Raw genomic sequence first — 19,286 nt, 5'->3', positions numbered from 1 at the left:
ACACGGCGCGCGACGCGCGCCGTGCGGCGGCGCTCGCTCCTCGATTCAACGACGCATCGACCCGACATCATGACTGACCGACACCTTTCCCCCGTTCCCTCCGACGCTGCGCGCTGGCAATTCTGGATCGACCGCGGCGGCACGTTTACCGACATCGTCGCGCGCCGGCCCGACGGCACGCTCGTCACGCACAAGCTGCTGTCGGAGAACCCCGAGCAGTACCGCGACGCGGCCGTGGCCGGGATCCGCCACCTGCTCGGCCTCGCCGCCGGCGAGCCGATCACGCCCGAGCTCGTCGACATGGTGAAGATGGGCACGACGGTCGCGACCAACGCGCTGCTCGAACGCAAGGGCGAACGCACCGCGCTCGCGACGACGCGCGGCTTTCGCGACGTGCTGCGCATCGCTTACCAGAACCGGCCGCGCCTGTTCGATCTCGACATCGTGCTGCCGGACGCGCTGTACGAAACCGTCGTCGAGATCGACGAGCGCATCGGCGCGCATGGCGATATCGTCGTGCCGTTCGATGCGCAGGGCGCCGAGGCGTCGCTGCGCCGCGTGTTCGATTCCGGTGTGCGCGCGCTCGCGATCGTGCTGATCCACGGCTATCGCTACACCGCGCACGAACGCGCGCTGGCCGACCTGGCGCGCCGCATCGGCTTCACGCAGGTGTCGGTGTCGCACGAGGTGTCGCCGCTGATGAAGATGGTGTCGCGCGGCGATACGACCGTCGTCGACGCGTACCTGTCGCCGATCCTGCGCCGCTATGTCGAGCAGGTCGCGCACGAGATGCCGGGCGTGAACCTGCAGTTCATGCAGAGCAGCGGCGGGCTGACGCGCGCCGACGCGTTCCAGGGCAAGGACGCGATCCTGTCGGGCCCGGCCGGCGGCATCGTCGGGATGGTGCGGGCCGCGCAGGCAGCCGGCTTCGAGCGCGTGATCGGCTTCGACATGGGCGGCACGTCGACCGACGTGTCGCACTATCACGGCGAGTTCGAGCGCGTGTTCGAGACGCAGGTGGCCGGCGTGCGGATGCGCGCGCCGATGATGAGCATCCATACGGTGGCCGCGGGCGGTGGCTCGGTGCTCGGCTTCGACGGCGCGCGGCTGCGCGTCGGGCCGGAGTCGGCCGGCGCGAACCCGGGGCCGGCCGCCTACCGGCGCGGCGGCCCGCTGACGGTGACCGACTGCAACGTGATGCTCGGCAAGATCCAGCCCGATCATTTTCCGCGCGTGTTCGGCCCGCATGCGGACGAGCCGCTCGACCGCGACGGCGTGGTCGCGAAGTTCGCGGCGCTTGCCGACGAGATCCACGCGGCGACCGGGCGGCGCGAGACGCCCGAGGCACTTGCCGAAGGCTTCCTGGAAATCGCGATCGGCAGCATGGCGAACGCGATCAAGAAGATCTCGGTGCAGCGCGGCCACGACGTGTCGCGCTACGTGCTGACGACGTTCGGCGGCGCGGGCGGCCAGCACGCGTGCGGCGTGGCCGACGCGCTCGGGATGACGCAGGTGTTCGCGCATCCGCTCGCGGGCGTGCTGTCCGCGTACGGGATGGGCCTCGCCGACCAGACCGCGATGCGCGAACGCGCGGTCGAGGCCGTGTTGTCCGACGCGTCGCTGCCTGCGCTGAATGCCGCGCTCGACCGGCTGGCCGACGAGGCTGTCGGCGCGCTGCTCGAACAGGGGGTGCCGCCGGAGCGGATCGCAACCGAGCGCCGTGTGCACCTGCGCTACCAGGGCACCGATTCGGCGCTCGACGTGCCGGCCGGCAGCGTCGCCGAGATGCAGCAGGCGTTCGAGGCCGCGTACCGGCAGCGTTATGCGTTCCTGATGCCCGGCACGCCGCTCGTCGCCGAGCTCGCGTCGGTCGAGGCGATCGGCCGCTCCGACGCGCCGGTCGAGATCGCGCCGCTCGCGCCGCGCAGCGATGGCGACGCAGCCGCGCTGCGCGCCCATTCCGCGGTGCGCTTCTATTCCGGCGGCCAATGGCACGACGCGGCGCTTTACGTGCGCGACACGCTGCTGGCCGGCGACGCGATCGACGGCCCGGCGATCGTCGCGGAGAAGAACGGCACGACCGTCGTCGAGCCCGGCTGGCGCGCCGGGATGACCGCGCAGGGCAACCTCGTGCTGACGCGTACGACGCCGCTGCCGACGCGCCGCTCGCTCGGCACCGATGCCGATCCGGTGCGGCTCGAGATCTTCAACAACCTGTTCATGTCGATCGCCGAGCAGATGGGGCTGCGGCTGCAGAACACCGCGTACTCGGTGAACATCAAGGAGCGGCTCGACTTCTCGTGCGCGATCTTCGACGGCGACGGCAACCTGATCGCGAACGCACCGCACATGCCGGTGCACCTCGGCTCGATGGGCGAGAGCATCCGCACGGTGATCGAGCGCAACCGCGGCCGGATGCGCGACGGCGACGTGTTCATGCTGAACGACCCGTATCACGGCGGCACCCACCTGCCGGACGTGACCGTCATCACGCCGGTGTTCGCGGACGGCTCGGACGCGCCGCTGTTCTACGTCGGTTCGCGCGGCCACCACGCGGACATCGGCGGCACGACGCCGGGCTCGATGCCGCCCGATTCGACGCACATCGACGAGGAGGGCGTGCTGATCGACAACTGGCAGCTCGTGTCGGCCGGCACGCTGCGCGATGCGGAGACCCGCGCGCTGCTCGCGTCGGGCCGCTACCCGGCGCGCAACGTCGAGCAGAACATGGCCGACCTGCGCGCGCAGGTCGCCGCGAACCAGAAGGGCGTCGACGAGCTGCGCCGGATGGTCGCGCAGTTCGGCCGCGACGTCGTGCTCGCGTTCATGGGGCACGTGCAGGACAACGCGGAAGAAGCCGTGCGGCGCGTGATCGGCGCGCTGCAGGACGGCGCGTACCGCTACCCGCTCGACAACGGCGCGGAGATTCGCGTCGCGATCCGCGTCGACCGGGCGGCACGGCGCGCGGAAATCGATTTCACGGGCACGTCGGCGCAGCTCGACAACAACTTCAACGCACCGAAGGCCGTCTGCATGGCTGCCGTGCTGTACGTGTTCCGCACGCTGGTCGGCGACGACATCCCGCTGAACGCCGGCTGCCTGAAGCCGCTCACGGTGATCGTGCCCGCGCGCTCGATGCTGAACCCCGAGTATCCGGCGGCGGTCGTGTCGGGCAACGTCGAGACGTCGTCGGCCATCACCAACGCGCTGTACGGCGCGCTCGGCTGCGTCGCGTCGAGCCAGGGAACGATGAATAATTTCACATTCGGCAACGATCGCTACCAGTACTACGAGACGATTGCGGGCGGCAGCGGTGCCGGCGACGGTTTCGCGGGCGTCGGCGCGGTGCAGACGCACATGACGAACTCGCGGCTCACCGATCCGGAGGTGCTCGAATGGCGCTACCCGGTGCGGCTCGATTCGCACCGGATCCGCGCCGGATCGGGCGGCGGCGGGCGCTGGCGCGGCGGCGACGGTGCAGTGCGGCGGATCCGCTTCCTCGAGCCGATGATCGCGTCGATCCTGTCGAACAACCGGATCCACGCGCCGTTCGGCGCGGCGGGCGGCGAGGCCGGCGCGCTTGGCCGCAACACGATCGAGCGCGCGGACGGCACGGTCGAGGCGCTCGACCATATCGGCCGCGCGCAGATGGCGCCGGGCGACGTGTTCGTCGTCGAAACCCCGGGCGGCGGCGGATACGGCGCGGCGGGCTGAGCCGTGCAACCGGCGCGGGCACCCCGCGCCGGCGCGCGAACGGTATTGCAACGGACTGTGGAATAAAGTCGCGCATTAACGCACGAAAAGAATCAAAAAAAGACGAAAAGTCGGGTCGCCGGCCTGCGATCCGACCCTGCCGCGACGGTCCTGCCAGGTCGGGTTCCCGCGCTGCCGAGATCACCCGCAAACGCCCGCCCGGCGGGGCTCTCAGCCTGTCTCGCCAGGGCCGTTGCGCAGCGCCGCACCTGCGAATGAGCAGGCTGCCAATCATGAAAAATCCGGCTTGCCAATCGAGTCCCAATTCCTTGACACTCTGCTCTAAATGTGAGTGCCAATCCTGATCGTCATTTGATAAGATGGCTCTCATCATTCGTTAGGCAGAACCTGCGCGCATGACGCGCGAACGCCGGTCGCATTAGCTGGAAACAAGTACGGGACGAGGCCCATCATCACGGCAATCACGATTGCCCTGCCGGGAGCGCGCGACGCGCGGCCTGGAGGGGCGGTCGGCCGGCTCGCCTCCGTCTACACTGTGCGTTTTTTCTGGATCGGGGCGTCTTCATGGATGACGAAAACGATAGCGCGGTGCTCGAGGCGCACGTCGGTACGCGCAGCCCCTGCTGGCGTCTCGGCAGCGACAGCAATGCCCTCGAACTGGCGGCCGTCCGCGGCCTGACCAACGTCGCCGTCGCGCTGACGGGCGAACAGGCCGCGTGCATTCGCGCGCTGACCGGCGTCACGTCGCACCTCGTGCTCGACATCGCGCTGTTCGGCGAACCGGTCAAGCTTCACCTCGTCGGCAGGAAGGTCGACACGACCGACTGGGCCGGCACCGCTTGCGCCTATTCCGATGCCGAATCCGTCGCGGGCGATCTCTCGCACGGGCTCGCGTTCGCCGAGCAGGTCGTGTCCGAAGTGAATTCGCTCGTGGTGATCCTCGACCGCAACGGGAGGGTGCAGCGCTTCAACCGCCTGTGCGAGGAAGTGACGGGCAAGCGCGAGGTCGACGTGATCGGCCGCAGCGCGTTCGAGCTGTTCATGAGCCCGGAGCAGGGCGAGCAGTCGCGCACCAACATCACGGGCTTTTTCGCGAGCAACCACTCGTTCGCGGTCGAGCGCTACATCAACACGGTCAATGGGCCGCGCCTGTTCCAGTTCCGCAACAAGTTCGTGCAGAGCGGCAGCGGCGTCGAAGAGCAGTTCCTGATCTGCTCGGGCATCGACATCACCGAGGAGCGCAGCGCGCAGCAGCGGCTCATCGAGCTCGCGAACACCGACGTGCTCACCGGGCTGCCGAACCGCCATGCGATCAGCGAGCGCATCCACGCGGCGATCGCCGCGGAGACCGCCGCGTCGCGCGGGCAGGTCGGCATCCTGTTCCTCGATCTCGACAACTTCAAGCGCGTCAACGATCACTACGGGCACATCACCGGCGACCGGTTGCTGCAGGACGTGTCGAAGATCATCAGCGGCTGCCTGTCGTCCGGCGCGACGCTCGCGCGGCTCGGCGGCGACGAATTCCTCGTGCTGTTCGAGCACGGCACGCGGCCGCTGCTCGAAGCGACCGCGCAGATCATCCTCGAACGGCTGCGCACGCCGATCCATCTCGGGCTGATGGAGGTCTACACGAGCTGCTCGATCGGCATCGCGATGCATCCGCAGCACGGCGATTCGCTCGAGACGTTGATCCGCAGCGCGGATACCGCGATGTACGTCGCGAAGGAAGAGGGCAAGCATACGTACCGCGTGTTCTCGCTGGAGATGAACCAGAAGGTCGCGAAGTACATGTGGCTCGACACGAACCTGCGCAAGGCGCTCGAAGAAGAGCAGTTCGTGCTGCACTACCAGCCGGTGGTCGATATCGCGACCGGCGACGTGCATGGTGTCGAGGCGCTGATCCGCTGGCAGTCGCCCGACCGCGGGCTCGTCGCGCCGATCGAGTTCATCCGCTTCGCGGAGGAGTCGGGCCTGATCGCGCCGCTCGGGCGCTGGGTGATGCGTACCGCGGCCGCGCAGGCCGCCGCGTGGAAGGCGAAGGGGCTCGACATCCGGATCGCGGTGAACGTGTCCGCGCGGCAATTGCAGGACATGAACATCGTGCACCAGTTGGCGTCGATCCTCGATGCCGCGGGGCTGAAGCCCGGCCTGCTCGACATCGAGCTGACCGAGAGCTGCTTCATCGAGGACGAGGATGCGGCCAACGGGCTGATGCGGCAGTTCCGCCAGCTCGGCGCGGAGATCCATCTCGACGATTTCGGCACCGGCTATTCGTCGCTGTCGCAGTTGTCGCGCCTGCCGCTCGACGCGATCAAGCTCGACCGCAGCTTCATCACCGGCATCGACCGCAATCCGCGCTCGCAGGCGCTGGTGCGCTCGGTCGTGTCGCTCGCGAAAGCGCTGAATTTCGCGGTGGTCGCCGAAGGCGTCGAAACGCATGCGGAAGCCGAATTCCTCAAGCAGCTCGACGTCGATCACGCGCAGGGCTACTACTACGCGCGCCCGATGCCGGCACAGGCATTCGAGGCGTGGCTCGCGGAGACGAGAAAGCTCAGGCTGATCGCCTGAGCTTCGTTCACGCACGGGCGCCGCCGGCAAGCGGCGGCGCCCGTCGCATTACACCGTGCGCAGCTTAGACACGCGCCGGTTCTGCAGCATCACGAGGCGTTCCATGTACGCGAGATCCTTCGGCTCGATCGTGAACGCCGCATGCACCCATGCTTCCGTAATGTCCATCAGCTCGGAGCGCGACAGCTGGAACACCCGCTCGCGCGCGCGCAGCATCGCACGCACGCCGTTCAGCTTCGGCTTCATCACGTCGATGAAGGTGCGCGTCGCGAGATACGCGTCACCGGCGTCGAACGTCTGGTCGACCAGGCCGCGATCCTCGTACCACTCGGCGGCGTGTGCTTCACCGGTCGAGATCAGTTGCTCCGCAATGCCCCGATCGGCCTTGCGCGCGACGAGCGAATAGCCGCCCATGCCCGGGAACAGGTTGAACGCGATCTCGGGGAACCCGAGCTTCACGCCCTTCTGCGCGAGCATGTAGTGATGCGCGAGCGCGGCCTCGAAACCGCCGCCGAGCGCGCTGCCCTCGACCATCGCGATCGAGATCGACCCGGTGCCGAAGCCCGTGTAGATCTCGTACACGCCGTCGATGCACGAGCGCGCATAAGCCATCAACAGGTCGCGCTTGCCGCTGCGGATCGCGTCGACGAAAAAGCTCAGGTCACCGCCGACGTTGAACAGCTCGGGGACGAGCGAGCCCGTCACCCAGAAGTCGAACGGCAGGCCCGAATCGCGTGCGACGCGCGCGAGATGGATGATGTCTGTAACGAGTTGCTGGTTGAAGCACGGCCGCGGCTCCGATCGCAGCATCATCCACATGACATTACGTCCTTCTTCGTAAAAGGCAGTCAGTTGCGTGAGTTCGCCGGCTTCATAAAACGGGCGGCACGCGGGATGGGATTGGAGTTGCATGGTATGTCCTCGTGAGATGTGGTTTTCGAAGACCGTCGCGCCCGGTGCCGAGCGGGAGGCGAGTGTCCTGCAGGGAGCCGGACGCGAGGCATCGCCATTGTTGCGCGCGCACATTCGGCATATCTGTGGAATGGGTCACCGGAAAGCCGCGCCGGCCCATGCCCGGCGGCGGTCGCGGACGAGCGGTCGAGGTGCGGGGGGGAGGCCGGCCGGGACGGTATCGCGGCGTTCCGGACGTGACGACGGAATGCGGGCCTGGGGCATGACGGCAAACCTGCGAACTGCGCGGCAATGCCGCGTGCGATGCCGGCAGTCGTAACCGCGAATTGGCAATGCGGGGAGCGCGTCGCGACCGCGCGCCGTGCAGGGTATTCACCGGTACCGACGGGTATCCGGCAAATTTTTTGCAGCGTTAGAATCGCGCGCCCGTTCATTTCTGCGCGCCCCGTTTCGCGCGCAGGGACGCGGCGCTCCTCCCCGGCACGGATCCGACGGAACTTGCCAGAGTCGGTCGGCTTCAGCCAACATTCGCATCCGGCACGGCCGCGCGTTCCGAGCGCGGCCGGCATGGAGGAGAACACGCATGTCAGAGAAACATCGGGTCCTGGTGCTGGACGACGATCCGGAGGTGCGCGCCTGGCTGAGGGGCGTGCTGGAAGAGGCGGGGTTCGACGTATCGACGGCCGACAGTGCCGCGATGATGCAGCGGCAACTGGCCGCCGCGCCGCACGCGCTCGTCATCCTCGACCTGAAGCTGCGCGGCGAGGACGGCCTGACGGTGGCGCGCGAGCTGCGGCGCCGCTCCGACGTATCGATCATCATGATCAGCGGGCTGGGCGACGAGACGGACCGCGTGCTCGGCCTCGAAACCGCCGCGGACGATTTCATCACGAAGCCGGTGTCCGGGCGCGAGCTGATCGCGCGCGTGCGCGCGCAGCTGCGCCGCACGACCGAACTGTCGATGCCGCGTCCCGCATCGAACGGCGGCGGCCCGCGCTTCTGCTTCGACGGCTGGACGCTCGATTTCGCGGCGCGGACGCTGACGCACGGCGGCAATCCGTGCGCGCTGACGCAGGGCGAGTTCGAGCTGCTGGCGGCGATGGTGCAGCAGCCGTCGCGTGTCTGGTCCCGCGAGCAGTTGCTGGAGCGCACGCGCGGCTTCGGCATCGACGTCTACGATCGCACGATCGACGTGCTGATCCTGCGCCTGCGCCGCAAGATCGAACCGAATCCCGAGCACCCGACCTATATCCGTACGCAGCGCGGTGCCGGTTACGTGTTCTCGGTGCCGGTCGTGCGTGTGTGACGCGATGCGCATGCCCCATACCCCGTTGCCCCCGTGGAGCGTGCGGGCCAAGCTGATCGCGACGTTCCTGGTGCTGTTCGGCATCACGCTGGCGGTCGTGGTGGTCGGCGTGCTCGGCATGCGCGCGAACCAGAACGCGCTCGACGAATACGAGGCGAACGTCGTGCCGGAGATCGCGCGCGCGCTCGAGCTGTCCGACAAGGTCGCGCAACTCGCTGCGGTCGCGCCGAGCATGATGCTGACCGATTCGCCGGACCTGCTGCACAGCGATTCCGAGCTGCTGCGCGGCCTGCTCGGCGACATCCGGCGCCTGTCGCCGGGTTTCGGCAAGCCGGCCGGTACGGCCGAGCGGGCGGGCGGCCGGCTCGCGGTGATCGACGATCTCGATGCGATCGACCAGGATCTGGCGCGGCTGCTGCTCGTATCGGGGCGGCAGCGGCAGCTCAAGGCCGAGCTGACCGACCTGCGTGCCGCGACCGACAGCATCGGCGACGGCATCGCGCGCCAGAAAGGGCTGATCGCACGGCAAGCGCCGACGCTGCTGGAAATCTGGGCGCGCACGGCCGGCGCGTTGCAGGCGGCGAACGCGGCGGAGCTCGGCAGCGCGGAGAGCGACAACGAGGCGCTGTGGCTGCGGGTGCGCGAGCGCGGCGAGGATCGCAGCCAGCCCGCGCTCGCCGACGCGTTGCAGCAGCTCGACGGCGGCGCGCGCAACGTGTTCGCGGTGCGCCGGGAGTTTCTGTCGAGCGAAGCGCAAACCGGCTATCTCGTCACGCTGTTGCGCGGTCACGCCGATCACCTCAGCGGCAAGTCCGCACGCTACGTCGAGCGATTGCGGCAGATCGCGAGCGAGCGCAGCGACAAGGTGCGCAAGGTCGCGGTGTCGAGCCAGTCGGGCCTGCTGCTGCTGGCCGTCGCGGGCGTCGTGGTGGCATTGCTCGGCGTGGCGTACGCCAGCCGCATCCTGCACAAGCTGCAGGCGATGACACGCGTGATGGCGCGCCTGGCGAAGGGCATCACGTCGGACCGGATGCCGTCGATGCACCGGCCCGACGAAATCGGCGAGCTGGCGCGCGCGTTCGAGGTGTTTCGCACCAACCTGATCGAGAAGGAGCAACTGACCCAGGGGCTGGAAGCACAGCGCCGCCTGCAGGAATCGGTGCTCAACTCGATGAACGACGGCGTGTCCGTGCACGACACGCAAGGCGGCCTGGTCGCGTGGAACCCGACGTTCGCGAAGCTGCTCGGCATCGACGCGGCCGCGTTGAGTGCGGGCCTGCCGCTCGCCGCGCTGCGCGCTGCGCTGGCCCGGCCCGCCCGGTGGCACCAGGTATCGGCGGAGACCGCGACGCACACGTCCGGCGGCGTGCGCGTCGCCGCGTCCGCCGAGCTGCACCTGAGCGACCGGCGCACGCTCGAGTTCCACTGTCAGCCGTTGCCGGATGGCGGATGGGTATCGGTATGCCGCGACCTGACGAGCCGCCGCGCGGTCGAGGCCGAACTGCGTCAGGCGCAGAAGATGGACGTGCTCGGCCAGTTGACGGGCGGGGTGGCGCACGATTTCAACAATTTTCTCGTCGCGATTCTCGGCAACCTCGAAATGTTGCTGCCGCGGCTCGACGGGCAGCATGACGCGCAGACGATGGCCGAACGTGCGCGCCGGGCGGCCGAGCGCGCGTCGCGGCTCACGCGGCGGCTGCTCGCGTTCGCGCGGCGTCAGCCGCTGCAGGCCGAGCGCGTGTCGGTCCGGGGGATGCTCGCGGAAATGCTCGACCTCGTCGAGTATTCGGCGGGGCAGCGCGTGACCGTCGTGCTGGAGCCGGCCGCCGACACGATGTGGGTGAACGTCGACCGCGGTCAGCTCGAGAACGCGGTGCTCAACCTGACGCTCAACAGCGCGGCGGCGATGCCGGACGGCGGGACGCTCACGCTGGCCGCGCATCGCGAGCCGGCGCCGGATGCGACGGGCGGCCCGGCGACGATCGTGCTGAGCGTGACGGATACCGGGTGCGGCATCGCATCCGTGCTGCTCGACAAGGTGATCGAGCCGTTCTTCACGACCAAGGCCGCCGGCGAAGGCAGCGGGCTCGGGCTCAGCAGCGTGTACGGGTTCGTCCGGCAAAGCGGCGGCGATTTGCGGATTCACAGCGAGGTCGGCCGGGGCACGCGCGTCGAGCTTCGGTTGCCGGACAGCGGGCCGCCCGTCGGCGGGCCGGCGGTGCGACGCGGCGGGCCTGCGGCCGGGCGCGACCGCGATGCCGACGCGGGCCGGGGCGCGCGCGTGCTGGTGGTGGACGACGATGCCGAGGTGCGCGACACGGCGGTCAGCCAGTTCGCGGTGCTTGGCGCACGGGCCGACGCGGTGCCCGACGGTGACGCCGCGTTGCGCTGGCTGGCCGAGCATGGCCCGGTCGAACTGGTGCTGTCGGACATTTCGCTTGGCGCGAGCGGCAGCGGCATCGCGTTCGCCGCGCGGCTCGCTGAACGCTGGCCGGCCCAGCGCGTCGCGCTGACCTCGGGCCTGCCGCCCGAGATGCACCAGGCGCATCCCGACTGGCGGGCGGACCTGCCGTTCGTGCAGAAGCCGTTCGATCTGGCGGCGCTCGTCGCGCTGCTGGGCTGACGCCCGGCGCCGATTGTTTCGATTGTTAATGGCAACGCGTGTTTCCGAAATGTTCGATTAACGGGACGGGTGTTTCATAGCGGTACGGCAGCGGCGACGCAGTCGCGACGCCACGGCGTAAAAATCGAACAACGGACGGAGACACCCCATGACGAAGATCAAGTCGGTCTTGCTGGCGATGGCGCTTGCGACAACGGCCGCCACGGCCGGTGCGGCGACGCTGAGGATTGCGTGCGGCGCGGCAGGCGTCGACCAGGACATCTGCCAGGTATCGGCGAAGCGCTGGGCCGAGAAGACCGGCAACGAGGTCGAGTTCATCAGCATGCCGAACAACTCGAGCGAGACGCTCGCGCTCTACCAGCAGCTCCTCGGCAGCGGATCGGACAAGATCGACGTGATGCAGATCGATACGGTCTGGCCGGGGATCCTCGCGAACCACCTGGTCGACCTGAAGCCGTACAGCAAAGGCCAGGAAAGCCAGTCGTTTCCGAGCATCGTCGCGAACAACACCGTGAACGGCAAACTGGTCGCGATGCCGTGGTTCATCGACACGGGCCTGCTCTACTACCGCAAGGACCTGCTCGACAAGTACCGGGCGAAGGTGCCCGCGACGTGGGACGAACTCGACGCGACCGCGCGCAGGATCCAGGCGAGCGAACGCGCTGCCGGCAACGAGAAGGTGTGGGGCTACGTCTGGCAGGGGCGTGCGTACGAAGGGCTCACCTGCGATGCGCTCGAATGGGTCGCCAGCCACAACGGCGGCACGGTGATCGACGACAAGGGGCGCGTCACGATCGACAACCCGGGTGCGATCAAGGCGCTCGACCAGGCCGCGAAATGGGTCGGCACGATCAGCCCGAAGGCGGTGCTGAACTACGGCGAGGAAGAGTCGCGCGGCGTGTTCCAGGCCGGCAATGCGGTGTTCATGCGCAACTGGCCGTACGCATGGGCGATCACGAACCGCGCCGGCAGCCCGATGAAAGGCAAGGTCGGTATCGCGCCGCTGCCGAAGGGCGGCGCCGACGGCCGTCAGGCCGCCGCGCTCGGCGGCTGGCAGCTCGCGGTGTCGCGCTACTCGCCGAACCCGAAGCTGGCCGCCGATCTCGTGATGTACCTGTCGAGCGCGGACGTGCAGAAGATGCGCGCGGTGCAGGCGTCGTTCAATCCGACGATGCCCGCGCTCTACCATGACAAGGACGTCCTCCAGGCCAACCCGTTCATGGCCGACCTGCTGCTGACCTTCAACAGCGCGGTGGCGCGCCCGTCGACGGTCACCGGTGCCCGATACAACCAGGTCAGCAACCAGTTCTGGAATGCCGCGCACGACGTGCTCGCGGGCAGCGACGGCGCGGCGAGCGCGCTCGCGAGGCTCGCTTCGTCGCTCAACCGGCTCGCGCCGGCCGGCAACTGGCGCTGAGCGCGGCGCCTCACGACCGATCGACCCGGCCGGCTGCCCGACGGCGCCGGCCCTGACGGGAGACTTCTCATGAGAACCGCAAGCATCCAGATAGACAGGACTCCTTCGTTAGTAGAGAGTCAGACGCGAACCGGAACCGGCCTGGCGAGGGCCCGCCGACGCCAGGCGTGGCTGCTGGTCGCGCCGGCGATGCTGATGCTGGTGGCGATCGCAGGCTGGCCGCTGTTGCGCACCGCGTGGTTCAGCCTGACCGACGCGCAACTGTCCGACCTGACGCAGCGACGGTTCGTCGGCCTCGACAACTACGTCGGCGCGGCGGGCGTCCTGCGCGATCCGTCGTGGTGGCAGGCGGTGGGCAACACGGTGCTGTTCGCGGTCGTATCGGTGCTGCTCGAGACGGCCGCCGGGCTCGGCGTGGCGCTGCTGCTCGACGTGCCGTCGCGGTTGCGCACGCTGCTGCGCGCTGCCGTGCTGGTGCCGTGGGCGATCCCGACCGTCGTTTCCGCGAAGATCTGGAGCTGGATGCTCAACGACCAGTTCGGCATCGTCAATGCGATGCTGATGGCGATCGGCGCGATTCACGAACCGCTCGCGTTCACCGCCGATGCCCGCCTCGTGTTTCCGACCATCGTGTTCGTCGACGTCTGGAAGACCACGCCGTTCATGGCGCTGCTGATGCTCGCCGCGCTGCAGACCGTGCCGCGCGACTGCTACGAGGCCGCACGCGTCGACGGCGTGCCGCGCTGGCGGGTGTTCCGGTCGGTGACGCTGCCGCTGATCCTGCCGGGCGTACTGGTCGCGATGATTTTCCGGTCGCTCGACGCATTGCGCGTGTTCGACCTGATCTACGTGATGACGTCGAACAGCCGCGTCACGAAAAGCATGTCGGTGTACGTGCGCGAACAACTGATCGATTTCCAGCAGGTGGGCTTCGGGTCGGCGTCGGCGATGCTGCTGTTCGCGACGATCGTGCTGTTCACCGTCGGCTACATGGCCGTCAGCCGGCGCCGGATCCAGGAGGCCTGAAATGAAGAAGCATCCGCTCGAGACCGCGGTGTACGGGGTGCTGTCGGCGCTCGTGCTGACGGTCGCGCTGTTCCCGCTCGTCTACATGATCGGCACGTCGGTCAAGCACGGCGACGCGCTGTTCGATACGTCGCTGTTTCCGGCGAGCCCGTCGCTCGACAACTACCGGCAGCTGTTCCGCGACCAGCCGTTCGGCGCGTACCTGCTGAATTCGGCATGGGTCGCCGGCGGCGCGGTGGCGCTGTCGCTCGCGGTGTCGGTGCTGGCTGCGTACGCGCTCGGCCGCGTGTCGTTTCGCGGGCGCGGCGTGCTGATGATGTGCATCCTCGGCGTGTCGATGTTTCCGCAGGTCGCGATCCTGTCGGGGCTGTTCGAGCTGATCCGCGCACTCGGCCTGTACGACCGCCTCGGCGCGCTCGTGCTGTCCGACCTGATCTTCACGCTGCCGTTCACGATCTGGATCCTCGTCACGTTCATGCGCGAGCTGCCGCGCGAGCTGGAGGAGGCGGCGCTGGTCGACGGGGTCGGCGTGTTCACGCTGATCTTCCGGATCTTCATGCCGCTGCTGCGGCCCGCGCTTGCCGCGACGTCGCTCCTCGCGTTCGTGTCGGCCTGGAACGAGTTCCTGTTCGCGCTGACCTTCACGATCTCGTCCGGGCAGCGGACGGTCCCGGTTGCGATCACGATGATCTCCGGGGCGAGCAGCTTCGAACTGCCGTGGGGAACGATCATGGCCGCGTCGGTGATCGTCACGGTGCCGCTCGTGCTGCTGGTGATGGTCTGCCAGCGTCAGATCGTGTCCGGGCTGACGGCAGGCGCGGTCAAGGGTTGAGCGGGCGTGCGCCCGACGTCGTCAAACAGGAGCAAAAGCATGAGCCAGATCAAGTTGAGCGGTCTTCACAAACAGTTCGGTGCAACGCCGATCCTCCATGACGTGAACCTGACGGTCGAGCCCGGCGAGTTCTGCGTGTTCATCGGCCCGTCCGGCTGCGGCAAGTCGACGTTGCTGCGGATCATCGCCGGACTCGACGAGCAGAGCGCCGGCGACGTGTGGATCGACGGGCGCTGCGTCAATGCGCTGGCGCCCGCGCGCCGCGATATTGCGATGGTGTTCCAGAGCTACGCGCTGTATCCGCACATGTCGGTCTACGAAAACATGGCGTTCGGCCTGCGGCACCTGGGTCTGCCGAAGGAAGAGATCGACCGGCGCGTACGGCTTGCGTCGGAATCGTTGCGCCTCGACGAATTGCTCGGACGCAAGCCCGGTGCGCTGTCCGGCGGGCAGCGGCAGCGTGTCGCGATCGGCCGCGCAATCGTACGCAAGCCGAAGGTGTTCCTGTTCGACGAGCCGCTGTCGAACCTCGATGCCGCGCTTCGCGTGAAAACGCGCGTCGAGATCGCGAAGCTGCACCGCAGCCTCGACAGCACCAGCATGATCTACGTGACGCACGACCAGGTCGAGGCGATGACGCTCGCGGACAAGATCGTCCTGCTGCGCCCGCTCGAAGGGCGGGCCGGCGTCGCGAGCATCGCGCAGGTCGGCACACCGCTCGACCTCTATCACCGCCCGGCAAGCCAGTTCGTCGCCGGCTTCATCGGTTCGCCGGCGATGAACTTCCTGCCGGCGACGGTCGCGTCGGCCGGCCCCCGCGACGTGCGTGCGCTGGCCGGCGGCCACGCGCTCGGCTCGAGCGTGTCGGGCGACGGCCTCGCGCGAGGCGGCGACGTGACGCTGGGCATTCGCCCCGAGCATGTGCGGGTCGGGGCCGGCGACGTAACGGGAGAAGTCGCGCACGTCGAGCAGATGGGCGAACACACGTATCTCTACCTCGATACGCCGCTTGCCAGGCAGCCGATCGTCGCGAAGACCGACGCCGCCGGCGCGCGGATCGGCGAGCGTATCCGCGTCGACCTGCCGGTCGGCGCGCTGCACCTGTTTCACCCGGACGGCCGCGCGGCCGTGCGCATGCCGAGCGACGCCGCTGCCGCGGCGCGCGCGACGGCCTGAGCACCACGCTCTAAATCCGGTCACGGCTTTCAGGCGGCCACGGCGCGCGGCCGCTGTCGAATCGGCGCCCACTCATACAAAAAGGATAGTTATGCAAAGCAAAAAACTTTCGGTGATCGTCTGGAACGAATTCGAACACGAACGCGAAAACGCCGGTGTGCGCGCGATCTATCCGGACGGCCTGCACCAGGTGATCGCCAGCGCGCTTGCAGAAACGCCGGCGCTCGGGCACGGCGCGCTGCCGCTCGAGATCGGCGTCGCGACGCTCGACCAGCCGGAGCACGGGCTCGACGAGGCGCGGCTCGCCGCGTGCGACGTGCTGATCTGGTGGGGGCACAAGGCGCATGCGAAGGTATCCGACGAAGTCGTCGAGCGTGTGCAGCGCCGCGTGCTCGAGGGGATGGGCCTGATCGTGCTGCATTCGGGGCATTTCTCGAAGATCTTCCGCCGCCTGCTCGGCACGAACTGTTCGCTCAAGTGGCGCGAGGCCGCCGAGAAGGAGCGGTTGTGGGTCGTCGAACCGTCGCATCCGATCGCGGCCGGGCTCGGCGAGTATTTCGAGCTGCAGCACGAGGAAATGTACGGCGAGCGCTTCGATATCCCGCAGCCGGATTCGACGGTGTTCATCTCGTGGTTCGAGGGCGGCGAGGTGTTTCGCTCCGGCTGTTGCTGGGAGCGCGGCCACGGCCGGATCTTCTACTTCCGTCCGGGCCATGAAGCCTATCCGACCTATCACGATCGCAACGTGCAGCGCGTGATCGCGAATGCGGTGCAGTGGGCCGCGCCGCGCGTGAATCTCGCGGACCGTTGCCCGTCGTCGGCGCCGCTCGAGGCACTCAGCGAGAAGAGCGGGCAGTTCGCGCACGTCGGTATCCAGCAGACCGCGGGAGATCTCGCATGAACGACGACTACAAGGTGGAGCTGCCTGAAGCCGCGGCGGTGGCGCGTGGCCGGCGCCTGCGTGTCGGCGTGATCGGGCTCGGCATCGGCCGCAAGCATATCGAGGGCTGGCGCGAGCACCCGGACGTCGACGTCGTCGCGATCGCGGATCCCGACGCGAAGCGCGTCGCGAAGATCGGCGATGCGTTCGGGATCGATGCACGCTACGCGTCGGCGGAAGCGATGTTCGCCGCGGAGCGGCTCGATGTCGTCAGCGTCTGCACGCCGAACAAGTTTCATCGCGACCTGACGCTCGCGGCGTTCGATGCCGGTTGCCACGTGCTGTGCGAGAAGCCGATGGCGCTGAACGCGGACGAGGGCCGCGAGATGCTGATCGCCGCGCAGCGCGCCGGCAAGCGGCTGATGATCAATTTCTCCTACCGTTTCAGCGCGCAGTCGCGCGCGTTGAAGGCACAGGTCGATGGTGGCGTGTTCGGCGATTTCTACTTCGGCCGCACCGTCTGGCACCGCCGGCGCGGGATGCCGGGCTTCGGCGGCTGGTTCGGCACGAAGGCGCTGGCGGGCGGCGGGCCGCTCATCGATCTCGGCGTGCATCGCCTTGATCTCGCACTGTGGCTGATGGGCTACCCGAAGCCGGTCTGGGTGATGGGCAGTACCTACGATCCGATCGCGCGTGCGCTCGCGACGCGTGCGGGCAAGACCTTCGACGTCGAGGATCTCGCGGCCGCGCTGATCCGTTTCGACAACGGTGCGACGCTCGCGCTCGAGGCATCGTGGGCAACCCATATCCAGGAGGCGGAGCTGATGGAGACGCGCCTGCTCGGCACGCGCGCCGGTCTGCTGCAAAAGAACCTGAACGAAGGTTACACGTTCGACGCGCACATCTTCGTCGAGCAGCACGGCGCACAGTTCGACATGCATCTGAATCCGCCGGCCGACGGCGCGCGTTCGGCGATGTACGACTACGCAGAGGCGATCCTGTGCGACGTGCCACATCCTGCGCCGGGCGAGGAAGGGTTGATCGTGATGGAGATTCTCGACGCGATCTATGCGAGCGCGGCAGCGGGCGAGCCGATCCGCATCCATGCACCGCAACCGGCGAGCGTCTGCGCGCCGCCGGTGCTCGATCTCGATCTCGACGTCGCAGGCTGACGGGCGCCGTGCCGGTGCGGCGCGTCAGTCGCGCCGGCACGCCGTAACCGGGGCGGACGGCCCGGCATCAATACACATTCGACGACGCCGCGCATCGTACGCGGCGCGCATCCTACGTTTGGAGACACGTTCATGTTCAACGAAGCAAGCCGCGCGGCGCGCCGCCGCGTGCGTATGCCTTTCCGACTCGCGCGGCTCGCCGCCGCCTGCTCGCTGACCGCCGCATCGATGGCGTTGCATGCGGCGCCGGATCCCGTCTCGACCGTGGCCGCCGATACCGGTCCGGGCGGCCTCTCGCAGTCGACCGGCGTCGTGCCGGCCGACACCAGCCCGGCCAACGTGGTCACGCCGACGCCGTCGTCGGCATGGAATCAACTGACACCCTGGACGCAGTTCCACGGCTATATGCGGGCCGGCGTCGGAACCAGCGACGGCCATTCGCAGGCCTGCTTCCAGCTGCCCGGCGCGTCGAGCAAATATCGGCTGGGCAACGAATGCCAGGTCTACGGCGAACTCGAGATCGACCAGACGCTCTACAAGTTCTCGAACGGCATGCAGCTTTCCGCGGTGGGCATGGCAAGCCTCGTGAACGATCTCGATCGCACGCCGACCTTCAACGGCGACCACGGGCGGATTCGCCTGCCGCAGTCGTATGTGCAGCTCACCGACATTCCCGGGCTCGACGGCACGCGAATCTGGTTCGGCCGCATCTACTACCGGCGCAACGACGTCCACATCGACGATTTCTATTACTGGAACCCGAGCGGCCTCGGCGCCGGCATCGAGAACGTGCCGATCGGTGGCGGCCTGAAGCTCAGCTACGCGCTGTTTCGCGAGGACTATATCGACCAGCCCAACTACGCGACCCGCCACGACCTCCAGTTGTCGGGCGTGCATCCGAATCCGGGCGGCGAACTGCAGTTCGGGCTGTCGTACATTCCCGCCCGTGCGCCGGTACTGAATGCGAGCGGGGTATTGCAGGACGCGCACGGCGGATGGTCGTTCACGGTTCAGCACGTGCAGACCAACCTGCTCGGCGGCAAGAACAAGCTGGCGGTGCAGTACGGCGTCGGTCCCGGCACCGGACTCGGCTACACGGGGACGCTGACCAATGACAATCGCTACAAGAGCATTCGTGTGCTCGACGCATTCGACTGGCAGGCCACGCAGAACTTCGGCGGGCAGGTCGTCGGCATCTACCAGCGCGACATCGCGCCGGCGGGCGGATCGCAGACCTGGGTGTCGATGGGCGTGCGGCCCGTGTACGCGTTCACGCAGCACGTCAAGCTGCAGGGCGACTTCGGGCACGATCGCGTCACGCCTTCCGGGGGACCGACGCGCACGCTGCTCAAGGCGAGCGTGGCGCTGACGCTCGCGATGGACCGCTCGTTCTGGTCGCGGCCGGAATTCCGCGTGTTCTATACGTACGCGCGCTGGAATCAGGCCGCGCAGGATGCGGCGGCGCCTGGCGATCCGCTGTCGACGACGGGTGTTTTCGGTACGTCGCGCTCGGGCTCGACCGTCGGCGCGCAGGTCGAATGGTGGTGGTAGCCGACATGATGGAGCTGCCCATGACGATGCAGAAGGAGGGCGATGCGCTTGCGCTGTCGCGAGGAGCGGGCGGGCCGCGGTTCGGCGCTGGCCCGAGCCGTTTCGCGCG

12 protein-coding genes are annotated in these 19,286 nt (G+C 68.2%); 11 read left to right on the top strand and 1 reads right to left on the bottom strand.

Going from position 1 to position 19,286, the window contains the following annotated elements; genetic code table 11:
• The first annotated feature begins 69 nt into the window (after positions 1-69).
• Together BCO18175_RS02800 and pdeR are read left to right on the top strand one after the other, a co-directional pair.
• On the top strand, positions 70-3,714 hold the full coding sequence (locus BCO18175_RS02800) for a hydantoinase B/oxoprolinase family protein (RefSeq protein WP_174979245.1): 3,645 nt from the start codon (positions 70-72) through the stop codon (positions 3,712-3,714).
• 564 nt (positions 3,715-4,278) lie between these two features.
• Positions 4,279-6,282, top strand: a complete 2,004-nt coding sequence (gene pdeR, locus BCO18175_RS02795) for a cyclic di-GMP phosphodiesterase (RefSeq protein WP_174979244.1) — start codon at positions 4,279-4,281, stop codon at positions 6,280-6,282.
• Between the two features lie 48 nt (positions 6,283-6,330).
• Here the strand turns inward: pdeR and BCO18175_RS02790 are convergent, their stop codons facing one another.
• The gene (locus tag BCO18175_RS02790) at positions 6,331-7,194 is read right to left on the bottom strand and encodes a crotonase/enoyl-CoA hydratase family protein (protein WP_174968102.1); all 864 of its coding nucleotides are present in this window, start codon (positions 7,192-7,194) and stop codon (positions 6,331-6,333) included.
• A gap of 583 nt (positions 7,195-7,777) precedes the next feature.
• On the opposite strand from BCO18175_RS02790, the gene BCO18175_RS02785 reads away from it, so the two are divergent.
• The 9 genes from BCO18175_RS02785 (at position 7,778) to BCO18175_RS02745 (ending at position 19,177) form a co-directional block, all read left to right on the top strand.
• Positions 7,778-8,500 carry a winged helix-turn-helix domain-containing protein gene (locus BCO18175_RS02785; protein WP_174979243.1) on the top strand — a complete coding sequence of 241 codons (723 nt, stop codon included), beginning with the start codon at positions 7,778-7,780 and terminating at the stop codon, positions 8,498-8,500.
• Positions 8,501-8,510: 10 nt separating this feature from the next.
• Positions 8,511-11,123 (top strand): ATP-binding protein, encoded by a 2,613-nt coding sequence (locus BCO18175_RS02780; protein ID WP_254607947.1) that lies wholly within the window; start codon positions 8,511-8,513, stop codon positions 11,121-11,123.
• 148 nt (positions 11,124-11,271) lie between these two features.
• On the top strand, positions 11,272-12,540 hold the full coding sequence (locus tag BCO18175_RS02775; RefSeq protein ID WP_174979241.1) for an ABC transporter substrate-binding protein: 1,269 nt from the start codon (positions 11,272-11,274) through the stop codon (positions 12,538-12,540).
• 189 nt (positions 12,541-12,729) lie between these two features.
• Complete coding sequence (locus tag BCO18175_RS02770; protein WP_217483899.1) at positions 12,730-13,566, top strand: carbohydrate ABC transporter permease; 837 nt, start codon at positions 12,730-12,732, stop codon at positions 13,564-13,566.
• A gap of 1 nt (position 13,567) precedes the next feature.
• Positions 13,568-14,398 carry a carbohydrate ABC transporter permease gene (locus tag BCO18175_RS02765; protein ID WP_174979240.1) on the top strand — a complete coding sequence of 277 codons (831 nt, stop codon included), beginning with the start codon at positions 13,568-13,570 and terminating at the stop codon, positions 14,396-14,398.
• 39 nt (positions 14,399-14,437) lie between these two features.
• Positions 14,438-15,574, top strand: coding sequence for an ABC transporter ATP-binding protein (locus tag BCO18175_RS02760; RefSeq protein ID WP_174979239.1), 1,137 nt, complete (start codon positions 14,438-14,440; stop codon positions 15,572-15,574).
• A 91-nt stretch (positions 15,575-15,665) separates the two neighbouring features.
• On the top strand, positions 15,666-16,475 hold the full coding sequence (locus BCO18175_RS02755; protein WP_174979238.1) for a ThuA domain-containing protein: 810 nt from the start codon (positions 15,666-15,668) through the stop codon (positions 16,473-16,475).
• The gene (locus tag BCO18175_RS02750; protein WP_174979237.1) at positions 16,472-17,626 is read left to right on the top strand and encodes a Gfo/Idh/MocA family protein; all 1,155 of its coding nucleotides are present in this window, start codon (positions 16,472-16,474) and stop codon (positions 17,624-17,626) included. The genes BCO18175_RS02755 and BCO18175_RS02750 overlap by 4 nt, the downstream gene beginning before the upstream one ends.
• Before the next feature lie 132 nt (positions 17,627-17,758).
• Positions 17,759-19,177, top strand: coding sequence for a maltoporin (locus BCO18175_RS02745; RefSeq protein WP_217483898.1), 1,419 nt, complete (start codon positions 17,759-17,761; stop codon positions 19,175-19,177).
• Positions 19,178-19,286: the final 109 nt, after the last annotated feature.

This window comes from Burkholderia lata, assembly GCF_902499335.1.
GTDB lineage: Bacteria > Pseudomonadota > Gammaproteobacteria > Burkholderiales > Burkholderiaceae > Burkholderia > Burkholderia lata_B.
The sequence above is the reverse complement of the archived record's forward strand: the minus strand, read 5'-3'. Positions and strand labels throughout refer to the sequence as shown.

Excerpts from the sequence above, each read along its gene's own strand:
- BCO18175_RS02800 (WP_174979245.1), top strand. The coding sequence starts at position 70 with ATGACTGACCGACACCTTTCCCCCGTTCCCTCCGACGCTGCGCGCTGG.
- pdeR (WP_174979244.1), top strand. The coding sequence starts at position 4,279 with ATGGATGACGAAAACGATAGCGCGGTGCTCGAGGCGCACGTCGGTACG.
- BCO18175_RS02790 (WP_174968102.1), bottom strand. The coding sequence starts at position 7,194 with ATGCAACTCCAATCCCATCCCGCGTGCCGCCCGTTTTATGAAGCCGGC.
- BCO18175_RS02785 (WP_174979243.1), top strand. The coding sequence starts at position 7,778 with ATGTCAGAGAAACATCGGGTCCTGGTGCTGGACGACGATCCGGAGGTG.
- BCO18175_RS02780 (WP_254607947.1), top strand. The coding sequence starts at position 8,511 with ATGCCCCATACCCCGTTGCCCCCGTGGAGCGTGCGGGCCAAGCTGATC.
- BCO18175_RS02775 (WP_174979241.1), top strand. The coding sequence starts at position 11,272 with ATGACGAAGATCAAGTCGGTCTTGCTGGCGATGGCGCTTGCGACAACG.
- BCO18175_RS02770 (WP_217483899.1), top strand. The coding sequence starts at position 12,730 with ATGCTGATGCTGGTGGCGATCGCAGGCTGGCCGCTGTTGCGCACCGCG.
- BCO18175_RS02765 (WP_174979240.1), top strand. The coding sequence starts at position 13,568 with ATGAAGAAGCATCCGCTCGAGACCGCGGTGTACGGGGTGCTGTCGGCG.
- BCO18175_RS02760 (WP_174979239.1), top strand. The coding sequence starts at position 14,438 with ATGAGCCAGATCAAGTTGAGCGGTCTTCACAAACAGTTCGGTGCAACG.
- BCO18175_RS02755 (WP_174979238.1), top strand. The coding sequence starts at position 15,666 with ATGCAAAGCAAAAAACTTTCGGTGATCGTCTGGAACGAATTCGAACAC.
- BCO18175_RS02750 (WP_174979237.1), top strand. The coding sequence starts at position 16,472 with ATGAACGACGACTACAAGGTGGAGCTGCCTGAAGCCGCGGCGGTGGCG.
- BCO18175_RS02745 (WP_217483898.1), top strand. The coding sequence starts at position 17,759 with ATGTTCAACGAAGCAAGCCGCGCGGCGCGCCGCCGCGTGCGTATGCCT.